The sequence below is a fragment of the Flavobacterium cucumis genome (assembly GCF_900148835.1).
GTDB classification, from domain to species: domain Bacteria; phylum Bacteroidota; class Bacteroidia; order Flavobacteriales; family Flavobacteriaceae; genus Flavobacterium; species Flavobacterium cucumis.
In genome coordinates, this window is the sequence record NZ_FRYK01000002.1 from 30,174 (window position 1) to 53,880 (window position 23,707).

General features: G+C 32.2%; 25 protein-coding genes and 1 tRNA gene. 15 read left to right on the forward strand and 11 right to left on the reverse strand.

Going from position 1 to position 23,707, the window contains the following annotated elements:
- Window positions 1-276, forward strand: coding sequence for a hypothetical protein (locus BUE95_RS06095; protein ID WP_073582545.1), 276 nt, complete (start codon window positions 1-3; stop codon window positions 274-276).
- Window position 277: 1 nt separating this feature from the next.
- Here the strand turns inward: BUE95_RS06095 and BUE95_RS06100 are convergent, their stop codons facing one another.
- From BUE95_RS06100 to BUE95_RS06120, 5 genes are all read right to left on the reverse strand, one after another.
- The gene (locus BUE95_RS06100) at window positions 278-1,489 is read right to left on the reverse strand and encodes a tyrosine-type recombinase/integrase (RefSeq protein ID WP_073582547.1); all 1,212 of its coding nucleotides are present in this window, start codon (window positions 1,487-1,489) and stop codon (window positions 278-280) included.
- A gap of 66 nt (window positions 1,490-1,555) precedes the next feature.
- Window positions 1,556-1,631 (reverse strand) — tRNA-His (locus BUE95_RS06105).
- Between the two features lie 98 nt (window positions 1,632-1,729).
- Window positions 1,730-2,446: a bacillithiol biosynthesis deacetylase BshB1 gene (bshB1, locus tag BUE95_RS06110; protein WP_073582549.1), complete on the reverse strand. Its 717-nt coding sequence runs from the start codon at window positions 2,444-2,446 to the stop codon at window positions 1,730-1,732.
- Between the two features lie 271 nt (window positions 2,447-2,717).
- Window positions 2,718-3,254 carry a hypothetical protein gene (locus BUE95_RS06115; protein ID WP_073582551.1) on the reverse strand — a complete coding sequence of 179 codons (537 nt, stop codon included), beginning with the start codon at window positions 3,252-3,254 and terminating at the stop codon, window positions 2,718-2,720.
- Between the two features lie 18 nt (window positions 3,255-3,272).
- Complete coding sequence (locus BUE95_RS06120) at window positions 3,273-3,554, reverse strand: hypothetical protein (RefSeq protein ID WP_073582553.1); 282 nt, start codon at window positions 3,552-3,554, stop codon at window positions 3,273-3,275.
- 203 nt (window positions 3,555-3,757) lie between these two features.
- Between BUE95_RS06120 and smpB the strand changes: the two genes are divergently transcribed.
- Window positions 3,758-4,210, forward strand: a complete 453-nt coding sequence (gene smpB, locus BUE95_RS06125; RefSeq protein ID WP_073582555.1) for an SsrA-binding protein SmpB — start codon at window positions 3,758-3,760, stop codon at window positions 4,208-4,210.
- Window positions 4,211-4,221: 11 nt separating this feature from the next.
- Window positions 4,222-4,584: a helix-turn-helix domain-containing protein gene (locus BUE95_RS06130; RefSeq protein ID WP_073582557.1), complete on the forward strand. Its 363-nt coding sequence runs from the start codon at window positions 4,222-4,224 to the stop codon at window positions 4,582-4,584.
- Here BUE95_RS06130 and BUE95_RS06135 read toward each other — a convergent pair whose 3' ends face one another.
- The gene (locus BUE95_RS06135; protein ID WP_073583494.1) at window positions 4,585-5,226 is read right to left on the reverse strand and encodes a protein-L-isoaspartate(D-aspartate) O-methyltransferase; all 642 of its coding nucleotides are present in this window, start codon (window positions 5,224-5,226) and stop codon (window positions 4,585-4,587) included.
- Window positions 5,227-5,369: 143 nt separating this feature from the next.
- On the opposite strand from BUE95_RS06135, the gene BUE95_RS06140 reads away from it, so the two are divergent.
- The 12 genes from BUE95_RS06140 to BUE95_RS06195 all read left to right on the forward strand — a co-directional run bounded on the left by BUE95_RS06140 (window position 5,370) and on the right by BUE95_RS06195 (window position 15,551).
- The gene (locus tag BUE95_RS06140; protein ID WP_073582559.1) at window positions 5,370-6,335 is read left to right on the forward strand and encodes a Gfo/Idh/MocA family protein; all 966 of its coding nucleotides are present in this window, start codon (window positions 5,370-5,372) and stop codon (window positions 6,333-6,335) included.
- Between the two features lie 48 nt (window positions 6,336-6,383).
- Window positions 6,384-7,274, forward strand: a complete 891-nt coding sequence (locus BUE95_RS06145) for a 3-hydroxyacyl-CoA dehydrogenase family protein (RefSeq protein WP_073582561.1) — start codon at window positions 6,384-6,386, stop codon at window positions 7,272-7,274.
- Between the two features lie 69 nt (window positions 7,275-7,343).
- On the forward strand, window positions 7,344-8,564 hold the full coding sequence (locus BUE95_RS06150) for a DUF1015 domain-containing protein (RefSeq protein ID WP_073582563.1): 1,221 nt from the start codon (window positions 7,344-7,346) through the stop codon (window positions 8,562-8,564).
- A gap of 83 nt (window positions 8,565-8,647) precedes the next feature.
- Window positions 8,648-8,965 carry a DUF6572 domain-containing protein gene (locus tag BUE95_RS06155; RefSeq protein ID WP_073582565.1) on the forward strand — a complete coding sequence of 106 codons (318 nt, stop codon included), beginning with the start codon at window positions 8,648-8,650 and terminating at the stop codon, window positions 8,963-8,965.
- 6 nt (window positions 8,966-8,971) lie between these two features.
- A complete protein-coding gene (locus BUE95_RS06160) occupies window positions 8,972-9,646 on the forward strand; it encodes a YggS family pyridoxal phosphate-dependent enzyme (RefSeq protein WP_073582567.1) in 675 nt (224 codons plus the stop codon).
- 57 nt (window positions 9,647-9,703) lie between these two features.
- Window positions 9,704-11,065, forward strand: a complete 1,362-nt coding sequence (locus BUE95_RS06165; protein WP_073582569.1) for an exonuclease domain-containing protein — start codon at window positions 9,704-9,706, stop codon at window positions 11,063-11,065.
- 17 nt (window positions 11,066-11,082) lie between these two features.
- On the forward strand, window positions 11,083-11,910 hold the full coding sequence (locus tag BUE95_RS06170) for an ion transporter (RefSeq protein WP_073582571.1): 828 nt from the start codon (window positions 11,083-11,085) through the stop codon (window positions 11,908-11,910).
- A gap of 89 nt (window positions 11,911-11,999) precedes the next feature.
- Window positions 12,000-12,623 carry a porin family protein gene (locus BUE95_RS06175; protein WP_073582573.1) on the forward strand — a complete coding sequence of 208 codons (624 nt, stop codon included), beginning with the start codon at window positions 12,000-12,002 and terminating at the stop codon, window positions 12,621-12,623.
- Window positions 12,624-12,626: 3 nt separating this feature from the next.
- Window positions 12,627-13,547 (forward strand): tRNA (adenosine(37)-N6)-dimethylallyltransferase MiaA, encoded by a 921-nt coding sequence (gene miaA, locus BUE95_RS06180; protein ID WP_073582575.1) that lies wholly within the window; start codon window positions 12,627-12,629, stop codon window positions 13,545-13,547.
- 43 nt (window positions 13,548-13,590) lie between these two features.
- A complete protein-coding gene (locus tag BUE95_RS06185) occupies window positions 13,591-14,226 on the forward strand; it encodes a hypothetical protein (RefSeq protein WP_073582577.1) in 636 nt (211 codons plus the stop codon).
- Window position 14,227: 1 nt separating this feature from the next.
- Window positions 14,228-14,818 (forward strand): hypothetical protein, encoded by a 591-nt coding sequence (locus tag BUE95_RS06190; RefSeq protein ID WP_073582579.1) that lies wholly within the window; start codon window positions 14,228-14,230, stop codon window positions 14,816-14,818.
- A 7-nt stretch (window positions 14,819-14,825) separates the two neighbouring features.
- A complete protein-coding gene (locus BUE95_RS06195) occupies window positions 14,826-15,551 on the forward strand; it encodes an acyl-[acyl-carrier-protein] thioesterase (protein ID WP_073582581.1) in 726 nt (241 codons plus the stop codon).
- A gap of 117 nt (window positions 15,552-15,668) precedes the next feature.
- Here the strand turns inward: BUE95_RS06195 and BUE95_RS06200 are convergent, their stop codons facing one another.
- The 5 genes from BUE95_RS06200 to BUE95_RS13720 form a co-directional block, all read right to left on the reverse strand.
- Window positions 15,669-16,367: a response regulator transcription factor gene (locus tag BUE95_RS06200; protein ID WP_073582583.1), complete on the reverse strand. Its 699-nt coding sequence runs from the start codon at window positions 16,365-16,367 to the stop codon at window positions 15,669-15,671.
- Window positions 16,368-16,385: 18 nt separating this feature from the next.
- Window positions 16,386-17,969: a sensor histidine kinase gene (locus BUE95_RS06205; RefSeq protein WP_073582585.1), complete on the reverse strand. Its 1,584-nt coding sequence runs from the start codon at window positions 17,967-17,969 to the stop codon at window positions 16,386-16,388.
- A gap of 71 nt (window positions 17,970-18,040) precedes the next feature.
- Window positions 18,041-18,628, reverse strand: coding sequence for a dephospho-CoA kinase (gene coaE, locus BUE95_RS06210; RefSeq protein WP_073582587.1), 588 nt, complete (start codon window positions 18,626-18,628; stop codon window positions 18,041-18,043).
- A gap of 3 nt (window positions 18,629-18,631) precedes the next feature.
- Window positions 18,632-19,630: a glycosyltransferase family 2 protein gene (locus BUE95_RS06215; RefSeq protein ID WP_073582589.1), complete on the reverse strand. Its 999-nt coding sequence runs from the start codon at window positions 19,628-19,630 to the stop codon at window positions 18,632-18,634.
- A 76-nt stretch (window positions 19,631-19,706) separates the two neighbouring features.
- Entirely contained in the window at window positions 19,707-23,624 is a 3,918-nt protein-coding gene (locus BUE95_RS13720) for a T9SS type A sorting domain-containing protein (RefSeq protein WP_073582591.1), read from the reverse strand.
- Window positions 23,625-23,707 lie beyond the last annotated feature (83 nt).

Here is a 23,707-nt window from a genome sequence, read left to right on the forward strand (position 1 = left end):
ATGAATGATTTAGATCTAAAAATTGCCTTTGAAATCTTCAAGCAATTACAACCTGGTATCAACGAAAACATACAGCTTTACGAGAGTAGCTACGATAAGCGTTTCGGTAACGTGGTACGTTTTGTTTCAAATAACAAAACTATTGCCGTATGGCTGGATTTTCCCACGCTAAACGAATACAAGTTAAAGCTTTTGTTTAAGAACCATAACAAGCTCCAGTATAATTTTTTTATCCAGCAAATTGGTAATTTTTATCGTGTTGGGTGGAAAATTTAATTTATCTTATCATATCACTATAATCATCGGGGAGCACCGCATCAATATCTCGAAGATATTTTTCGAGGGCACTCATCGTGGTATGACCTGTGATTAACATTAATTTACTTTTTGCCTCAAATGGTGTGCTTTCCTTAACTAATTCATTGTATAATTTTGTAATAAATGTGTGTCTAAAACTATAAAGACCGTAATCAATACCCAAGTTGAATTTTTTCTTTACTTTATTAAACTCTTTACTATAATAATCTCTTCTATTTGTTTCTGCTGCATCCCATTCCTTTCCAAGACCATACCTACTAAAGAAATAGTTTTCTGGATTAAAACCAGTTAAATCAGGTAATTCTTTAATGAGTTTTCCAGGAATAATTTTAATTTTCACAAGCTTATTTTTTGCTTGAATCCGCAATCTCTTTTCAATGACATCTATATCTTTAACTCTTAATCTACATACTTCTAAAGGTCTCAAAAAATTGTAACTAACAAACTTTATGAATAGTAACAAATCAGGATTATTAATTTCTAAGTAACTAAAAATATCTTTTTCTTGAGCAATAGAATAAGTTTTATGTCTTTCAGGATTTGATTTTAAAACTGATATTTTGCTAATGAAATTTAAAGGTATAATTTGATTATCCTCTAAACATTTAAAAAACAAACTTAAATTGGAACGTGTATTATTTCTATTACTTGCGCTACTTTTTAATTGAACATAATTCAAATATTTAATAACGGTTGTTTTATTGACTGAATCAATATATCTTCCATTAAAACCATTTTCTAAAAGCCACTTTTTAAATTGATTAATTCGGCTTTCAAAATCTTTATAACTACTTTCTTTGAAGGAATTTTTCTTTAAATTTAAAACAAAATCAACAGATTCTGAAATACTATACTTTTTAACTTCATCAATATTTGATTCTTGATTAAAGGGATTATAACCATTTTTGAGAATTATTGAAACGCTTTCACGAAGAATTTTAACTGCCTCCCTTCTTTCTTTTAAATCTTTGAATTGATTTACACCTGCGTAAATTGGAGCTTGCCTTTCAAGCTTGCCTGTTTCAGGATTTCTAAATGAATAATACACATACCAACGACCGTTAATGTTACCATTGGCATCATAAATTTTAGGTTCTGAATATTGTTTATTGTATCCCAAAACGTATTCGTTTGCGTATTCAATTTTTAAAATATCGGTTATTTTAGGCATAAAAAAAGCGGCTTTAAATTTCTCTAAAACCGCATCTATAATGCTTTAAGCTATTATACTAAAAAAGGGTGAAAGACGGGTCTCGAACCCGCGACCTTCGGAACCACAATCCGACGCTCTAACCAACTGAGCTACAATCACCATTTGTTTTAAACAAAAAAGAATTAACTCTTTTGCGAGTGCAAATATAGGTGTTTCCTACAATCTTGCAAAGATTTTTTTTACTTTTTTACTACTATTTTATTTCAAATCACCTAAACTATTGACAGCCAAATATCTTTCTGTAGTAAAACCTTCAGCATACTCAACTCCCACAAGTCGTCCAAGGTCTTGAGCTCTATAATTTATACTATCTAAAAAGTTTTTAGAAGCTATTGGAGTAACAGGTTCACTTGATTTTGGATCATAAAATTGAGAAGAATAGGCTAAGACAGATTTCATTTTTATATCCATAAATGCTGAAATATCCACCACAAAATCAGGTTCAATATTTTGCCACTGAATGTAATGATACACAACTTTTGGTCGCCATGCTTCTTGAATCACACCATTCCATTTCGTTTTAATTTGTCGTAAGCCTGATAAAAAACAAGCGTCACTTACTAATTTACTCCCTTTTCCATGATCGATATGCCTATCAGTAATAGCGTTGCACAACACAATCTCGGGTTGGTATTTGCGTATCATTTCAATCACTTTTAATTGATGTGCCTCATCATTCGTAAAAAAACCATCCCGCATATCTAAGTTCGCTCTTACTACAACTCCCAAAATTTCAGAGGCTTTTGCCGATTCGGAATTGCGAATTTCAACAGAACCACGTGTTCCCAATTCACCTCTTGTCAAATCGATTATACCCACTTTTTTTCCAAGGCTAACTTCTTTTGCTATAGTACCGCTACAACCTAATTCTACATCATCTGGATGGGCTCCAAAGGCCAATATATCTAATTTCATCTTGCTAATAATAAAATAATTATGTCTTTCTAATCGCTTTTAAATAGAAAACTTTACTAAAAAGAAAGAGCAAAATTAAGAATTTAAAAACGGAAAATCAGGTAATTTCGAAAATCAGTTATAAAACAAGCTCTAGAATAAACATTTAAAATAGTTCTTTTGATATATTTCGTAACGACACTACAAAAAAAAAGGGTTCAACTTTAATTGAAGTCAAACCCATTTTTTAACTTACACATCTTTAGGATAGTGTCTTCATTCGAAAAGTTATTTAATCAATATACGTTTTATTACCGTTTTTGTTGATGTAATACTTCCCTCCTTTTGGTCCCGTATAAACTTTCTTGCCTTTATAAGCTCCAGTAACTTTGTCTTTCACTTTTTTCTCAGCAGCTTTTGAAGCAGCTGTTTCTTTCATATCTTCTTTCTCCTCAGTTGCTGTTTTCTTAACCTTAGCTTTTGAATCCGCTTTCGTAGCTTTGGCTTTCGCTTCTGCTTTATTTGCATCAGATTTTACTTTCCCTTCAGCTGATTTAGCCTGCCCTTTCTCTGAAGCACTATTTTGTTTTAAATCCTTTTTAGCTCCTGAAATTTTAGCTTCTGTTTCTTTTTTAGCTTTAGCAATATCCTTTTCTGCTTGTTTTACTTTTTTATCTTGATCTTGCTTGGCAACAGTTATCTTCTTTTCTGTAGCCTTCTTTTTCTTTGCTACTTGTTCTGATTTAGCTTTTTTTACTTCCTCAGTTTCTTGTGCTATACCACCTAGTGTAAACAAGAATAATAATCCAAAAAGGGCGATTCTTTTCATTTTACTTTTAATTTTATATTAAACAATCTTATGAATTCTGTTTACTGGAATAACAACACCTTGCTTTAAAATAACACGACTATCGGTAACACCCCAAATAGTAGTTTCAACCATTTTCTTAGATAGATCGTCCTCAAAATAAATTTTTATTTTAACATGCTCAAGATTTCCAAGAGAAAGTGCTCTATCTAAATCATTCTTACGTGCCTCTATTTCGTCTTTATTCTCCAATACATCCGATTTAGGAAAACTCAAAGACGTAATTAATTCTTTATCTATTAATTCAAACGTTGTATTCATAGCTTCATAGGTTAGGTTATTCTATAAAATTAGAAAAAAAAATGAAGCAATTCCAATTTTGATATTTTTTTTTCAAAAATTAAATAATCTTTAATGAATCAAAAAGAATCTATCAAAAAACCTATTATTACCAGAAATTAAAAACAGGAAACTTTAGTTATCGTTTTAAAATGCTAGAATTTTAATTTACATTTGTAGTCCTTATGCAAAAAACCGTTAACATACTTAATAAAAGAGCTAAATTCGATTACGAAATTTTAGATAAATACACCGCTGGAATCGTTTTAACTGGAACCGAAATCAAATCTATTCGCCTAGGAAAAGCTTCAATTACTGAAAGTTTTTGCGAATTTCATGACGGTGAATTATTTGTCATTAACTCGCATATCGAAGAATATTTATACGGCACCCATTACAACCACAAAGCAAAAAGCGAACGTAAACTCCTTTTAAACAAGAAAGAATTAAAGAAATTATTTAAAGATTCCGATAATAAAGGATTAACCATTGTCCCACTTCGTTTGTTCACCAATGAAAAAGGATTGGCTAAGCTAGATATTGCATTGTGCAGAGGTAAGAAAAACTATGACAAACGGGAATCGTTAAAAGAGCAAGATACCAAGCGCGATTTAGATCGAATAAAGAAAAGTTTCTAATTAAATCCAAGATGAAAGAAATCTTAAAAAATGCGCGATTAGAAAAAGAACTTTCAACCCGAAAATTAGCCGAACTAGCAAAAATTGATCAAGCTTTAATCAGTAAGTTTGAAAACGGTTATCGAATTCCTACGAAAAAACAAGTTCAAACCCTTGCTCAAATTCTAGAAATTGAATTAAAACCATTACTAGTGGCTTGGTACAAAGTGAAACTCGACCATAATTTTGATTTAAACCCATTCGCCATCCAAGCTATTACCGAAATTCTTCAAGAAAAAGGAATAGAGGTTGGGAATTCATCCAAAGAAAAAGAAATTACCTCTATTTTAGACGAATTGGAAATTTTGAAACAAAAATTAACAAATCTTCGCTGATTAGTTTTTATTTTCTAAAAGGGGTACAAAACGGAAATCGCCAAATTCATGCTTCTCAAATTGGGTTTCGTTTTTACGAATTAAAAGTGTCATGATTTGTTCTTTTTCACCCACGGGAATAACTAACCTTCCTCCTATTTTCAATTGCGCCATTAGAGGTTGGGGAATAAATGGAGCTCCAGCAGTTACAATAATCCCATCAAAAGGGGCATAGTTTGGCAACCCTTTATAACCATCACCAAATGATAAATGTTTCGGTCGAATATTTAATTTTGGTAATAAAATAGAAGTTGCTTTAAACAATTCATTTTGACGCTCCACCGAATACACTTTTGCTCCCATAAGAGACAAAACCGCTGTTTGATAACCACTACCTGTTCCGATTTCTAAAATTTTTTGCTCTTTTTGCACTTCCAACAATTGTGATTGAAAAGCCACTGTGTAAGGTTGTGAAATCGTTTGTCCTGCACCAATAGGAAATGCCTTATCTTGGTATGCAAAATCTTCAAAACTAGAATTCAAAAACAAGTGTCTGGGAATTTTACTAATAGCCGCCAACACATTTTTGTCGGTAATTCCTTTTTCTTCCAATTGCTTTACCAACTGATTTCTAAGTCCTTGATGTTTATTAGTATCTTTCAATTTGGGATGTTTTTGTTTGGGTAAAATTAACTTTAAAATCTCAAAAAACAAATCAGAAAACAAACTAACTTTTTTCCTAAGTTTCGGAATTTAAACTTTTGCACTTTCAACTAAAATCGTACTTTTGATAAAATTAATTTTTTATGCTAAAAGTGGGAGTTTTAGGTGCTGGGCACCTTGGAAAAATACATTTGCGATTATTAAATCAATCTGAAAAATATGAATTAGTTGGCTTTTATGATGCTTTTGATGAAAACGCTAACAAAGTAGCAGCCGAATTTGGTTATAAAAAATTCAATTCTATTGCTGAATTAATCGCTGCAGTAGATGTAGTTGATATTGTAACACCAACGATGCAACATTTTGACTGTGCCAAACAAGTTATCGAAGCTGGAAAGCACATTTTCATCGAAAAACCTATTTCAAATACAGTTGAAGAAGCCGAAGAAATCATCGCTTTAGCCAAAAAACACAACGTTAAAGGACAAGTGGGCCATGTAGAACGTTTCAATCCTGCATTTACTGCTGTGAAAGATAAAATCAACAATCCGATGTTTATCGAAACGCATCGTTTGGCAGAATTCAATCCACGTGGTACGGATGTTCCAGTAGTTTTGGATTTAATGATTCACGATATTGATGCGATTTTGAGCGTGGTAAAATCGAAAGTAAAATCAGTAAATGCCAGTGGGGTTGCCGTAATTTCAGATTCACCCGATATTTCAAATGCACGAATTGAATTCGAAAACGGTTGTGTTGCAAATATTACTTCGAGCCGAATTTCGATGAAAAACATGCGTAAATCACGTTTTTTCCAAAAAGACGCTTACATTTCAGTAGATTATTTGGATAAAGTGTGCGAAGTGGTTCGTATGAAAGACGCACCAGAAGTTCCAGGTGATTTCGACATGATTTTACAAAATGCTGAAGGCGTAAAAAAACAAATCTATTTTGATAATCCAGGAGTTGAAGCTAATAATGCTATATTGGACGAGCTAGAAACATTCGCGGATGCTATCAACTACAATACCACTCCAATAGTAACTTTAGAAGATGGTACCGAAGCTTTGAGAGTGGCCCATATGATAATTCAATCAATGGAGAAATAAGCAACAAAAACAAACTTGAAACTTTAAACTTGAAACCAAAATAATATAATGAACACAATCGCAGTAATCGGAGCAGGAACTATGGGTAACGGAATTGCTCATACTTTCGCGCAAAGCGGATTTACCGTAAAATTAATCGATATTTCAGAAAAATCATTAGAAAAAGGAATGGCAACTATCGCCGCTAACCTTGATAGAATGGTGTCAAAAGGAAGTATCACCGAAGAAGACAAACACAAAACAATCGGAAATATTATCACGTATACTGACGTTAAAGATGGCGTTGTAGGTTGTGATTTAGTAGTGGAAGCGGCTACAGAAAACGTACAATTGAAATTCAACATCTTCAAACAATTAAGTGAAGTTTGCGATCATAACGTAATATTAGCTACAAATACTTCATCTATCTCAATTACTCAAATTGCAGCTAACGTAGTGCATCCAGAACGCGTAATCGGAATGCACTTTATGAATCCGGTGCCGATTATGAAATTGGTTGAAATCATTCGTGGATATAATACTTCGGATGAAGTTACGAAAATCATTATGGATTTATCGGTGAAATTAGGTAAAGTTCCAACAGAAGTTAACGATTATCCAGGTTTCGTAGCCAATAGAATCTTAATGCCAATGATTAATGAAGCTATCGAAACGTTATACAATGGTGTTGGTGGTGTTTATGAAATCGATACGGTGATGAAATTAGGAATGGCTCACCCAATGGGACCATTACAATTGGCTGACTTCATCGGATTAGACGTTTGTTTGTCTATCCTAAACGTAATGTACGATGGATTCAAAAATCCAAAATACGCTCCATGTCCGTTATTAGTAAATATGGTAATGGCAGGAAAATTAGGAGTAAAATCGGGAGAAGGTTTCTACGATTACTCAGAAAGCAAAAAAGCAGAGAAAGTTGCAAAACAATTTTCAAAGTAAAAAGTAAAAAGTGATAAGTAAAAAGTATACTTGCTTATCACTTTTTACTTATCACTTTTCACTAAAAATATGGCTAAAATAAAACCTTTCAAAGCAGTACGACCAGCGCCAGACAAAGTGGCTTTGGTAACCTGTAGAACGTATGACGATTATAGTTCGGCTGAGCTTGCTGCTTGGTTGAATTTTAATCCCTATTCGTTTTTGCATGTGATTCATCCTGCCTATGCTAATGCGCAAAAAGTGTCATTAGAAAAGCGTTTTAAAGCAGTTGCCAACAAGTATCAAGATTTTAAGCACGATCAAATTCTAATTGAAGAAGAACATCCTGTTTTTTATCTGTACGAAATCCAATCGAAAGGACAAACTTTTACGGGAATTATCGCAGGAACTTCGGTGAAAGATTACCAAAATAATGTCATCAAAAAGCACGAAGATACCTTACAATATCGAGTGGAATTGTTCAAAGATTATTTGCATCAAACCAACTTTAATACAGAACCCGTTTTGATTACCTATCCTGATAGTGTGGCAATCAATACGTTTATTGCATTGCGAAAACAAAGTGAGCCTATTTACGAATATTCGACAACCAATAAAGAAAAGCACATACTTTGGAAAATTGATACCCAAAGTGAAATCGATTGGTTGCAAGAACATTTCGAAAACATCCCGAATTTATATATTGCAGACGGACATCATCGTTCGGCTTCAGCGGAATTGTTGTTCGAGCAAGACAAACATTTAGGTAACGAAAATCTGAATTATTTCATGAGTTTCTTAATTGCCGAAAGCAACGTCAAAATTTACGAATTCAACCGATTGATTCGCGATTTAAATGGTTTGTCGAAAGATAATTTCATTAAAAAGTTATCAGAACATTTCGTCATTGTGGCCAAAGACCAAGAAATTTGGAAACCTCAAAACAAGTTTGAATTTGGAATGTACTTAGATGGAAGTTTTTACGCTTTGTTCTACAAAAAAGAAAATCACCAACAAGCTTCTATTTTAGACAATTTAGACGCCCAAATTTTATACGACAAAGTCCTTTTCCCATTATTAGGAATCGAAGATTTAAGAAACGACGAACGTATCGATTATATTCCAGGAAAGCAATCGATTTCTGTAATAAAAGATTTAATCGACGAAGGCGAATTTGAAGTAGGCTTCATGCTCTACCCTTCCGACATTAATGAAATTAAAGCCTTAGCGGATAACAATTTAATCATGCCTCCAAAATCAACTTACATTGAACCGAAGTTTAGAAGTGGTTTGGTGGTGTATGAGTTGTAGGTTTGGTTTCAGGTTTCAAGTTTCAGGTTTAAAACACAATTTTGTCATTTCGACAAAGGAGAAATCGCATTAAAAAGAATAAAATGGCTGTAGATAATCCATCAATAATAGATTTCATAAGCATAACTCCAGAAAATGAAGTTCAATTAACAATTTCTGATCATTTGAATTGGGATGATGAGAATCACTATTTACATCTTCAAAATAAAATAAATTCCTATTTAGAAGTTGTTGAGAGTAATGAGATTTATAAAATTTATCCAGAGGCAATAGGAAAACAAATAGCTATTAATGTTGCATTAAAATACAAACCAAATAAAGAAGCAAAAGATTTTTTGAATGAAATAACCATCTTTTTAAAGTCAAACAATTTTAATTTTGATTACTCAGTAATAAAATAGAATACAATGTCAATCTCAAAAAACCTCAATAACATAAAATCCCAACTTCCAGCTCACGTTACCTTAGTTGCTGTTTCAAAAACCAAACCTGTAGATGATTTAATGGAAGCCTACAATGCTGGGCAACGTATTTTTGGAGAAAACAAAATCCAAGAAATGACCGACAAATGGGAAGTCATGCCAAAAGACATTGAATGGCACATGATTGGTCACGTACAAACCAACAAAGTCAAATACATGGCGCCTTATGTGAGTTTGATTCATGGAGTAGATAGTTTGAAATTATTACAAGAAATCAACAAACAAGCGGCTAAAAACAATCGTGTGATTGATTGCTTGTTGCAAGTTTACATTGCAGAAGAACAAAGTAAATTTGGGTTAGACGAACAAGAATTAGATGAGATTCTGAATGAAATTCAGCATAATAAAGAAAACTATAAAAACATCCGAATCGTAGGTTTAATGGGAATGGCAACCTTCACTGAAAACCAAAACCAAATCGAAAAAGAATTCAAACATCTAAAAACAATTTTTGATAAGGTTGCCACTCGTAAAGACGCTATTAATCGCGTCTCTATCCTATCAATGGGCATGTCTGGCGATTATCAACTTGCAATTTCATGCGGAAGTACGATGGTTCGAATAGGAAGTAGTATCTTTGGCTCCAGAAATTATCAATAAGGCAATTTGTCAATGTGCCAATTAACTGAAAACTGGGACTGAACACTGTAAACTATTTTGTACGCAATCATCGACATAGAAACCACTGGAGGGCAATACAATGAAGAAGGTATTACCGAAATCGCCATTTATAAATTTGATGGCCACGAAGTAATCGATCAATTTATTAGCCTTGTAAATCCTGAAAAACCAATCCAACCTTTTGTAGTAAAATTGACTGGGATTAATAATGCTATGCTTAGAAGCGCTCCAAAATTCTATGAAGTAGCAAAAAGAATTATCGAAATTACAGAAGGTTGTGTAGTAGTAGCACACAATGCGTCATTCGATTATCGCATTTTAAAAACAGAATTCAGACGTTTAGGTTTTGATTTCAAAAAACAAACGCTTTGTACAGTCGAATTGGCTAAAAAGTTAATTCCAGGTCAAGAATCCTATAGTTTAGGTAAACTCGTGCGTTCGTTAGGAATTCCGATGGCAGACAGACATCGTGCGAGTGGCGATGCTATGGCAACGGTGAAATTATTCAAAATGTTGTTGGTAAAAGACATTGAAAAAGAAATCGTAAAAAGCTTTATTAAGACCGAAATCAAATCAGGAATATCACCTAAATTGTTAGATATTGTAGAGAGTTTACCATCCAAAACAGGCATTTACTACATCCACAACGAAAAAGGAAATTTGATTTACATCGGAAAAAGTAAAAATATTAAAAAACGAGTTAACCAACATTTCACGGGTACTTCCAGTAAAAGTAAAAAAATCCAACGCGATGTTTATACCGTAACTTTTGAAGAAACAGGTAGTGAATTGATTGCGCTTTTAAAAGAAAGCGAAGAAATTAAAATCAACAAACCAATTTACAATAGGGCCCAACGCAAAAGTATTTTTCAATATGCGTTATACCAACATAAAAACGAGCAAGGTTACATTGCATTAACCGTTGAAAAAGCAGATGGTAGAAAGAAAGAAATTACCTCATTCACCTCACTTCAAGAAGGAAAAAATGCATTATTTAAAATAACTGAAAAATACAATTTGTGTCAGAAAATCAACGGCTTGTATGATACGAAAAACGGTTGCTTTCAATACAAAATTAAAGAATGTAATGGGGCTTGTTTAGGTGAGGAAAATCCTAAAAGCTACAACGAACGTGTATTGGAATTTATTGAAGAAAACTCGTTTGAAAACAACAACATGGTGATTCTAGACCGAGGTAGAACTTATGATGAGAGAACCGCTGTATTAATTGAAAGTGGAATTTATAAAGGCTACTGTTTTTACGATTTGAATTATCAAGTAAACAACATTGAAATTTTGAAAAATATCATCATTCCAATGCAACACAATCGCGATACCAAAACGATCATTCAAACCTATTTACGCAAGCACAAGGTCTACAAAATAATTCAATTTTAATTGCTTAACTTTGTTTTATGAATGAAGTGAAGTCGAAATACGAGATTTTCAAACAAAGAGTCCATATTATAATATACGGAACCAATACCGTTGCAGGTAGGCTTTTTGATTTAATTCTCTTAGGTTTGATCTTACTAAGCGTTGTTTTGGTAATGTTAGAAACCGTAAAAGAATTCGATGGAAAATACCACACTTTCATCTTGATTTCTGAATGGGTCATTACTCTTTTCTTCACTATCGAATATATATTGCGAATCATCACGATTAAAAAACCCATCAATTACATTTTAAGTTTCTACGGAATTATCGATTTGGTAGCAATTTTACCCATGTATTTGTCTTTTTTTGTAACAGGGACTAGCGTTTTCACTGTAATTAGAGCCTTACGACTACTTCGATTATTTAAAATTCTAAACCATCCTCAATTTTCCAGTCAATCAGTACACTTACGAGAATCGATAATTGCAAGTCGTGGTCGTATTTTAGTCTTCATGTACTTTATTTTAATAAGTTGTATCATTATTGGTTCGGTAATGTATGTTGTGGAGGGAGATGAAGCTGGATTCACTAGTATTCCCGTTTCAATTTATTGGTGCATCGTAACTTTAACCACAGTAGGATTTGGAGATATTACTCCTATTACGCCTTTAGGTCAATTTATTGCTTCTTTTGTCATGATTATGGGTTACGGAATTATAGCAGTCCCAACAGGAATTATCACTGCTGAAATTGCAAAAAACATGCCTAAAACTAGAGAAAGCGACAAAAAAGTGTGTCAAAATTGTGGTGGTCACGAACATTTATTAAATGCAAAATATTGCCAGAATTGCGGACACGAATTATAATGTGAATCTATATCCGTTTATCATTGCAATTTGGGCAAGGACATTTGTAATTTCAAAGCATATTATTCTAAAATCAAAATTTAATAAAAATGAAAAAAACTTACTATTTGTTACTAATCACTTTGTTTGTGTCAAACAATTTTTATTCACAAAAACTAAAATATGGTTTATACCTTGGGTTTAATGCTTATGATATTGAAATTGAAGGACCATATTCTGCATCAGGAGCTACAAGTAAAACAAATATTGGCGTTTTTGCAGACTATCAATTAAATAACAGATTTGGAATTAAATCAAATATTTTTTTAAACAAAACTACAGAAACAAATTATTCAGTAAGTACTGATGTCGGATATTTTTCAGATATTTTTGGTGATGTTACCTATTCTTCATTTCAATTTCAAGGATTATCAAAATTTGATGTTAGAAAAAATTATGATTCAGGTTTTTATTTATTAGCTGGTTTTAGATTTTCACAAATTGGTAATATCAAATTTGAAGAAAACCAAGAATTAGAAGATGAACTATTAAAAAAGTCTAATTTTGGAGCATTGTTAGGTTTTGGAACTTCAATTACCAAATACGCAAATTTTGAAATACTTGCTGATAGAAACATTTCTAATCCATTTAAATTAACAGATGATAAATCTAAAAACTTAGGTGTTTATTTCAATCTAAACATAAATATCTCTTCGTTTTTAAATGAAAATTAAAATTTGAACTATCTCATCACTATAATAGGACCAACAGCCATTGGAAAAACTTCCTTGAGCATAGCTTTAGCACAACATTTCAAATGTCAAATCATTTCGTGCGATAGTCGTCAGTTTTTTAAAGAAATGAAAATCGGTACAGCCGTACCAAATGATGAAGAGCTAGCAGCTGCATCCCATCATTTTATCCAGAATAAATCGATCTTTGAAAGTTATTCAGTAGGTGACTTTGAGCAAGAAGCTTTGGCTAAATTGAGTGAATTATTTCAGAAAAACAACATTCAAATTATGGTTGGTGGTTCTGGATTATATGTCGATGCTGTTTTAAAAGGATTTGATGATTTTCCGGATATTGATGATTCGGTTCGAACTGAAATTAATGCTAAATATGATGCATTAGGAATTACTTATTTGCAAGAACAACTTCAAAAATTAGATTCGGAATATTACCAAAAATTAAAAACTGAAAATCCGCAAACCTTACAAAATCCACAACGTATGAAGCGTTTTGTGGAAGTTTCTATTGGAAGTGGAAAACCGTATTCAAGTTTTATAGGAAAACGAAAAAATAAAAGAAACTTTACTCCGATCATCATTGGTTTAGAAGCCGAACGAGAAATCATGTACGAGAGAATCAACCAACGTGTTGATATTATGCTAAATGAAGGACTTTTAGAAGAAGCACAAGCTTTGTATCCTAACAAACATTTGAATGCTTTACAAACAGTAGGTTACAGAGAATTATTCGATTATTTTGATGGGAAAACCACTTTAGATTTCGCCATTGAGCAAATCAAAATGAATACAAGACGATTTGCTAAACGTCAAATCACATGGTTTAAACGAACAGAAAACGTGAGTTGGTTTGATTATTTGATGAATAGAGAAGAGATTATTAAAAACATTGAATTAAAGAAAAAGTAACGCAACTTATTGCCAAAAATTCCATCTTTAAAAGAAATTTAATATGAAAAAAATCTTATTACTTTACTTATTTACTTTCGTTTCTTGCGGAATTCCATACGATGGTGAAGCTATAATAAATATAAAATTAAAAGTAGTTAACGTTGAAAACGAACCTTTAGAAAATGAAAAAGCATATGTATTTACTAGCTACGGAGATGACAGTTTTGATACTTCTACTTATAAAAAGGTCTCTAACAACGAAGGTTTTATAAACTTTAAAATGTTTAAACCACAGAATTCAGCTAGTCTCATTTTAGAGGAATCAAATGAATATCTGCCCGTCACATTTTATGGTTTAAACGACGATAATTTTACTGAATCAGATTGGGAATTAGGCACTTTAATCCTTTTTAAGATTGACGAAATAATTTCTTTTACAATTCAATTAAATCAAATTTCAAGTAACAAAATTTTAGAAAAAATAGAAGTAATTGCAATAAAATATCAACCTCAAATTAATTTGAATGAAGAAAATAATACTGATTATTTTGACCCCGAGCTTTACTATCTAATCAAAAAAAATCAAAGTATTGAATTAAAATATCAAACTAGAAATACAATTACTAACGAAATTGAATATTACACAATTCCTTTAGTTATAAATGATACCGAAATTCAATATACTTTAACGTATTAAAATGAAAAAAATAACTTCCCTACTTCTATTTGTTTACGGTATTTCATATTGTCAGGATATAAAGCATGATAAAATTATCGATTTAGAACCAAGTATGAGAATCGGTGTTGTCATGCCAATTCATTTTGGAAACAATATGATTTCAAATGAATTTAAAAACAATATTGGTTTTTCTAGTAATTTTAGTTTTTTAAAAATATACGATTTAAAATTATCATTCGGATTTGAATATCAAAAATATAATGAAACAAATTCTAGCATAGGTAATATCAGTCATATTAATAAATACTCCTACTCTATTCAATCCGATTATACATTAAACTTAAATCCAAAATACGCAATAATTCCTTATGTTAATTATGCGTATACTGATTTGAATTATAAAAATTCGGTTAACATAATTGCAAAACAAAAAGGAAATGAAATTAAAATAGGCAGCTATTTAGATTATAAATTAAACAATACTTATTCTATATATATCGGTTTCAATTATTATAAATTGATTAATAACATTGAGGCATCAAGCCAAGATAAAAAATATTATGGAACTAGCGATGCCTTTCAAATTTCATTTGGAATCGAATTAAATTAATTTTATTATGCCTATTTCACCCAACTTCACCTCTATTTTAGAACAAGAATACGAAATCAATTTTCTACAATGCTATCCCAATGGTTTGTTGAAATATACTGAATTGTGCAATATTTTTCAAATTACTGCTGGATTTCATGCCGATTTAGGCGGAATTAGTTTTAGCGATATGCAAGAACATCACCAAGCTTGGGTAATGAGTAAAATGCGTTTAGAAGTCGTTAATTTACCCAAATGGAAAGAGAAAGTTACCGTAAAAACTTGGATAAAATCGTTAGAAAATTCGCGTTCAACACGCTGTCTAGAATTATATCGTGGTGATGAAAAACTTGCTGGTTGTGAAACGTACTGGGCAGTATTAAATACCCAAATCAGAAGACCTGAAAATTTAGCATTACCACACAAACATTTTACAAAATATCCCGAACAGAATGCAACAGAAAAATCGATGCAACGCATTAATTTGGATGTTGCGTTTGAAAAAGTTTTGGATTATAAAGTTCAATTATCCGATTTGGATATTGTAAATCATGCTAACAACGTAAAATATTTAGAATGGTGTCTTAATACTATGGATAGAAAATTCATTCTAAAACAGCAAATAAAAGGATTTGAAATGAATTTTTTAAAAGAATTGAATTGGAATGACGAAGCCATAATTTCTAAAAATAAAAACACGTACGTCATTTCTAAAGACGATAAGATTTGTTACGCTTTAGAAATCATAGAATAAAAAAACTCTGTCTTATTAAAGACAGAGTTTGACTATAGAATTTTAAACTTTATCAATCGGAACTTCTTTTAATCAAATTTTAAAATTAAGTTCATCTTGAAAAATACCAATTGCTGTTTATTGTTTGATTAGTAACCTAAATCCTTCACCATGAACATTAAGTATTTCTACATTTTCATCTAACTTTAAGAATTTTCGCAATTTAGCAATATAAACATCCATACTTCTTGAAGTGAAGTAATTATCATCTCTCCATATTTTCGTTAAAGCTAATTCTCTTGGCATCAAATCATTCTCAAAAAGGGCCAACATTTTTAATAACTCGCACTCTTTCGGAGATAATTTGATAGGTTCTTGTCCTGGATAAGTTAAGAATCGAAGTTTAGAATTCAAATGAAATTTCCCTATTGTAAATTCAAATTGATTCGTATCTGGTTTTATCTCAGATGCTTTGCGCTGAATAATAGCTTTAATTTTTACTAAAAGCACTTCTGAATCAAAAGGCTTGTTTAAATAATCATCTGCTCCAACTTTATAGCCTTTTAAAACATCTTCTTTAAGTGTTTTTGCAGTTAAAAAGATAATAGGCACTTCTTGATTTTTTTCACGAATTTCACGTGCTAATGTATAACCATCTTTATAAGGCATCATTACGTCTAAGATACATAAATCATAAGTATCTTTTTTAAATTTCTCAAATCCTTCCATTCCGTTTTTTGCTAACGTAACGTCAAAGTCATTGATCATTAAATAATCCTTTAAAACGGCTCCAAAATTTGGATCATCTTCTACTAATAATATTTTTTTCCCTTCCATACTATTTTTGTATTTTTTTTAATTGATTAATGGCATTTTTATTATAAAGGTACTACCTTTTCCTTTTTCACTTTCAACATATATTTGACCGTTATGATCTTCCACTATTTGTTTTACATAAGCCAAACCAAGGCCATGACCTTTAACGTTATGTAAATCTCCTGTGTGTTCTCTGTAGAATTTTTCAAAAACTCTTTTTTGAGCCACTTTACTCATTCCTGCTCCTTGATCTTGAATTTTAATTAAGATATAATCTTTAATATTTTCCGTGTAAATATCGATTACAGGTGCGTTTGGAGAATACTTAATAGCATTATCTAAAACATTAACCAAAACATTGGTAAAATGTACTTCATTCAATAAAATCGTATTGCGTTGTGCATTAAAATGAGAATGAATCACTCCTTCCCGATCTTCAACTATTAAACTGACATGGTCAATTGCATCTTCTATTATCTCAGCTACATTTCTCGGCTCTTTAGAAATATCCAATTCATTTTTCTCTAATTTAGAAATTCTAAGTACATTTTCCACTTGTGCATGCATCCTTTTATTTTCTTCCTTAATCATTTGAAGATAGCGCTGCACTTTTTCTTTATCATCAATAATTTTTGGATTTTTAATAGCATCTAAAGCTAAATTTATAGTAGCAATAGGTGTTTTAAATTCATGCGTCATATTATTAATGAAATCGGTCTTAATTTCAGAAATTTGCTTTTGCTTGATCAATTGATTCAATGCACTTGAATAGGTAAGCACTATAACTAAAGTAAATAAAAGAGATAAACTAGTGATTCCAATTAGAGAGGAGAAAACGAATTTACTTTTCTGTGGAAACCCTACTAACAATTGATACTTTGAAATCCCTTCATTGTCTTGAAAAATTGGAATCCCATAGGTTTTATTTTTCTGATATTTAAACTTATCGGAACGCAATTTTGTAGCTAAACCATTACTGTAAATTCCAAATTCAAAAGGTGTTTTAATTCCATATTTATTGAGCTCTTCTTTTAACATTTTGGCTAACTCGTCAGTAGAAATCCTACTCTGTAATGGTTTTTGAGACACAATATCTCTAAAAGCCACTTCAAAATTTGCACGATCTAATATGGAAAGATTTCCTGTTTTTTTGATTGTTACGTTAGGTTGGGTATTTAATTGATAACTTCCATCATTAATGGAATTACCATTATAAATTTCCGTTTTTCTTTTTGAAATAACTTTCTCGAAGTTTATAGCTCCTGCATTTTTATCAAAGAACGAACCTGATATTCCATAATTTTCAGCAACTAAAGTGTTAGAATAGATAATGGTTTCATTGGTTTTTCTATCTCGCTCATAAAAATAAATCTCTTTTAAATCCTCTTCTTTAGGTACGACGCCCGTACTGTCAATAATTTTATTATATTGTTTGTAAAAGGACACCAATTCTTTATCCTTAATAGCATTTGAAACATTACCAAGTACTTGCTGTACATGGTATTTGAATTCTTCTTCATTTTTAGTCAAAGAGGTTGTAATCCAATACAATTGAACTAAAATAATGCCTATTAATGACAAACTCATTAAAAAAACTAATAATCTAAACCTTGATTTATTCATCGAAACAAATTTAACATTTTAACATTTACTGTTAAAATACATTAACCAAAGATTAACATAAAAACCTTTTATTATTGTTTTGATAAAATTTTAAGAATTTGGTCTATTTTGTTTAGGGTAGTTTTTAAATCTAAATTATTGACAATGAAATCACTTCTCTTGATTTTCTCTTCTTCAGACCATTGATTTTGAATCCGTTTCATCACACTCGCTCTATCCACTTTATCTCTTTTCATAGCCCGTTCAATCCGAAGCTCTTCTGGTGCAGTAACCAAAATTACTTTATCACATGTTAAATTTCCACCTGACTCAAACAAAATAGCGGCCTCTTTAATGACAAAAGGGTTATTTTTATGCAGTTTAACCCAATTATCAAAGTGTATTTTCACTGCTGGATGTACAATTTTATTGAGTTCAGTTAATTTCTCTGGTGCGTTAAAAACTATTTCAGCTATTTTTTTCCGATCAAGGTTTCCAGAATCGGTCATAATATTCTCTTCAAAAATGGCTTGAATTTTAGTTAAAAGCTGTTCAGAATTCATCAATTTTTTAGCTTCTTCGTCAGCAATATATACTGGAATACCCTTTGATGCAATATAATTTGCTACAGTTGATTTTCCGCTACCTATTCCACCCGTTAAACCAATAATTCTTGTCATTGTTTATTTTTTAAAAAATAATTCTGGAAACGCTTTTTCAGGCGCTTGTTTTAAAATCAACACTTTAAAATAGGAAAGTATAAAACCTTTTCCGTATCCATAAAATTGAATTAATGATGCAAATACAGAATAAAGTGCTATCTTAAAATTTCTATTCTTAAAGTAAGAAGAAAGAAATAAAATCACAAAATAGAAAAGGTAAATAATTAAAAAATAAGGAAACAATAATAAGGCAAATAAAATTGAAATTAAAAATCCAAATAAAAACAAACTAGGAAACCAAAAGGTAACTTTAGCATGTTCAGGATACCAAAAATTCAAAATAGGTCGGGCTTTTCCAAATTTATAAACTTGAATTTGAAATTTCTCCCAACTAATTCTCCTCTTGTGATAAACAAAAGCGGATTGGATTAGTTTTGTTCGAAAACCTAGATTCCATAATCGAATAGATAAATCAGGGTCTTCACCAGGATGAATATTACCAAAACCTTCAGAGGCTTCAAATGCTTTTTTTGACAACCCCATATTGAAACTACGCGGTTGAAATTTGCCTACATTCTCACTCCCACCTCTTATACCACCTGTGGTCAAAAAAGAAGTCATTGAAAAGTTGATGGCTTTTTGAATATCTGAGAAAGAATCTAATGCTGCATCTGGGCCACCAAAACAATCTACGTATTCTACTTCTAGACTTTTTTGAACTTGCAATAAATAATCTGGCGGAATAATACAATCTGAATCGAGAATGATAAAATAATCTCCTTTTGCCACCTTCATACCATAATTACGAGAATCACCAGGTCCTGAGTTAGGTTTAAAATGATAAGATATGGAAATTTTGGAATTGTATTTTTCTACTATAGCGTCACAAGGAATCGTAGAGCCGTCTTCAATTATAACGACTTCAAACAGGGTTTCAGTTTTTAGTTTCGATAAACTTTCAAGTAGCTCATCAATTTCATCGGGTCTATTATAAACAGGAACAATAAATGAAAAATACATGTCTTATTTTTCACAAAGGTAATAAAAAGAAAAGTCCCGATAAAATCGGGACTTTAATTACAAAAATTTAAATTAATTATTGCTTAACAATCTTGATTATTTTAACTGTGTCACCAACAGTAGCATTTACGATATAAGTTCCAGCACTTAATTGCGACATATCTATTTGAGTAGAAGTAGCATTAACCGTTCTAGTCAAAACTTCTTGCCCAAGTAAATTTATCACTTTTACAGATGAAATTTCTGAAGAATAAGATAAATTAAATACATCTTTCACCGGGTTAGGATACGCTAAGAAATTATTATTATCAAATGAATCAGAAGATAATGAAGCATCGTATGCCGATACTAAGAATGTTCCGAAAACATTATTACCATACTCCCAAACTCTAAAATAAAGTACTTCACCAGGAGTTCTTCCTGTTACAGAAATTAATGGTTGATCATTTGGATCTGAACTAGATGAGTCGTCACAGTCGATCAAAACTAAAGCACCGCATGAACCACTATAAACAGCTCCAGCACCATCAGTAATACCTCCTGAATCTGTATTCAATTCAAAAGTTAAGTTACCAGAAGCAGGAACAACTGCTGAATACCACACATCGCCACCTACATATTGAGCACAATCTGGAGCAGTTTCACCATTTGAAGCTAAAGCTCCTAAGTTGGTTCCGACAATATCGTTAACTCCAAAAACACCTCCAGGAGTCAAAACTTGAGCATTAACACAATCATCATTAGCAGGAGGACAAGCTAAAATTGTTAAATTTGAACTTAGAATATTACATGAACTATCTTGGTCATTAGTAACCGTTAAAACTACATTAGTTCCAAGGGCATATGGTCCAAAAGACACATTTCCTACAGCAGTTACATTTTGAGGAAGACTTCCTTGATTATCCGTTACAGTCAATGAAGTAGCAGAACCTAAATCAGATATGTTTGCAATAGCATTAAAAGTAGTAGTTGGACAATTACTAGTTGTTGAAAAAGTAGCAGTCGGATTAACACAAGTATTTTCAGTAATCGTTAAAGTATATGAAACACTTTGCGGAGTAGCCCAAGTAGAAATAACAATATAATAAGTTACTCCACCTGTTAATAATACGTCCTGTAAATCTCTGTCAGCAGAACCTGAATCACCTTCAAAAGCAACACAATTTGGAGGAGTAGTCTCATCCGGGCAACCATCTAAAACGTGAATACCAGACCAAGTACCCCCTAAATCACTCAACATGATATCAACAGAAATATCGGATACTGGCGTAATAGCATAAACTACATCATCACCACTCATATAATATGCTGTACAAGGTGAAGAGCCGTTCTCATAATCGTCCCCATATAAATTTGTATTATCAGTTGTTGTAAATGGTAACGTTGCGGCGTTTATTACAATCGGATCTGAACAAACAGAACCTACAGGAGGCATAGCTCTTGTAGTAAAAGTTGTTTCTAAACAGCCTGACGCTGAACCATTAGCACTGTAAGGTGTTAAAGTAACATAATACACCGTTGAATAATTAAAATCAACTGGTGGGTTGTATGTTAAAACATTACCTAAATCTGTTTCAACTAAAACTTCAGATCCTCCAGAAGTTGTACCTATTTTTAAACGATAACCTATAGCATCTATATTCGCATCCCAAGAAATATTAGCAGTAATTGCTACATCTACAGCATCATCGGCAGGTGAAGAAATTGTTGAACAAACTGGTAATAAAGGTATTTGCTCCCAAACCACATCATCAATTAAAACACTATTCGCAGGGACACCTGTGTGTCTGAACGCAGGGTAATTTGAATAAGTTCCCGCAACAGGTGTAATCGCATATTGTTGATAGGTTGTTGAAGCCGCAGCAACAGATGAGATTAAAGTAAATGAAGTAGCATCTGTTGGATCGGTAAGGTATCCGAACTCTACCACTCCTCCAGTTGAGAAATTTCCACGCATGTTGAAACGCAATCTGTGTGTTCCTGACCCTAAATTAGAAACCGGCGTCATGGAAACAACAGCTAAACTAGTTCCACTACTAGAATATAAATACAATGTATTTGGCCCTGAATTAGGAGATCCTGTTTGAGTATACGAAGAACCCGTTGCAGAAACCTTAGACCAACAATCAGGCATAGCAGGTGTTGTTACAGTATCAAAGTTCTGTGTAAAATCAGTAACCGTTTCACATAAAGTTCTAAAATTAACTGGTCCAACCCATGGACTTTGTTCCGTTACATCACAGAATGATCTTACATAGACTTCATAAGCCGTATTTACTTGTAGTCCAGATTCCGTAAACATATTGGTATCAATAGCATTTCCTGACCCTGTTGGAACACCAGTACCTTGCGGTTGTACTACATATTCCCAATCCAATTCTGTTCCACCAGGAGTCCAACTTAAATCAATACTAGAAGAAGTTGGGTTTATCGCTGTTAACAATGTTGGCTCTACACATGGAGGTGTCTCTCTAATTTGAATATTATCAATTGAAAAGTCAATCGATGCAGAACCATTATCTACACCCTCTACAGCTCTAAAAGCAAATCTTATATTTTGACCAGCATATGCATCTAAGTTAATAACATTAGGTGTTCCTGTATTTAGAGGGATGTTAGCATTAGCCGCATTGTAAGTATAAAGAACTGTCCAATTGGTAAACCCTGTTGACACTAAAACCTCAACAAAGTCATCTGCTTCCCATGGTGTTGTAGGATTCGTCGTTAACCCTGATTGAGTTGCCGCAGCATCATATTTAAGTTCAAATCCCGTAGATGGAATAGCATATAAAGGGGTTATTATCCAATCATTATCTGAAGCCCCATCTATTAAGATTCTTGCTGCACCATTAGTTCCTTGATTACCAAACCCATCAGCTACCCAAGCCCCAGATAAAAAAGTTGCCGGACCAGCTGTTAAATCTCCATTATCTGCTTCTTGCCAACATGTTGGCAGAAAAGTATCTAATATTTCTAATGCTGGAACGGGTAATGCTCCACATGGACTAACTGTTGCAACAGTTGAAACCGAACTTTCTGCTGATGCTGTACATGTAATTCTCAATCTGTACATTATCATAGTACCAGAAAAAGTAGGTGGTGTGTAAGCTAAAGTTGTAGCTCCTGTTCCTCCAGTCGAATTAACCCAATCTGTGCCGTTAGTTGATTCCTCCCATTGAAAAGCTAAATTAGAAGCACCAGTAGTTTGTCCTGTTATTGATAATGTAGCAGGAACTTGACCTGACAATAAAGTTTGATTGGCTGGAGATACAGTACCTCCAACTGGGATTCCTGAGCATGGCGGCGGTGGCGTAAAAATTAATTTTTTCCCAGCTAAATTTGCCATTTCTGTAGCACCAATTAAATTGTTAGCAGTCGAATTTGAAAATGTCGATGTTGCAGCAGGTGTAACACTAAGGAAAGAAGAAGTATCGTTTAAACCAACAGAAGCAGTTACAGAATTTGTTGTAGTGAATGGAGAACTATAAACAATTTCAATAACATTAGTAGTTTCATATAACCTCAATAAAGTTGAAACAGTACTACCTAATGTTGAACCAGTACTTCCAATTTTTGAATTATGCCAATTAATGGTTAAAACTTGGTTTGGGGCAGTTCCAGTAACAGAATATCTAATTTCTCCACCAGACATATTATTATCATCCCAAAAAGGAGCAATTAAAGGTCTGTTAGTAGAAGTATTACTTAATTCATTGGTCCATCCACTAGATATAGTGGTATTTGTTGTATTTGTTCCTAATCTAATTATTCCATTGGTTGTAATACCAAAAGCAGTATAATCAGTTCCACCAAAATTAAAAGTAAAACCTATAGGAATATTTGTTTGTGTTCCATCATCGCCTGTTGCGGTGGATGTAGTACCCGTAATTTGTGCATAAGTCTCTGTCGTCTCCGAAAAAGAATAAGAACTTACTTGGGCATTTATTTGCCAACACGAAAAGAGTGCAAATAAAAATAAAGTAATTTTTTTCATAAATATTATTAATTAATTGTTAAGCATTTGCTAATATAATTATAAATAATTAACATATTTATTACAAAATAATTAATATCGAC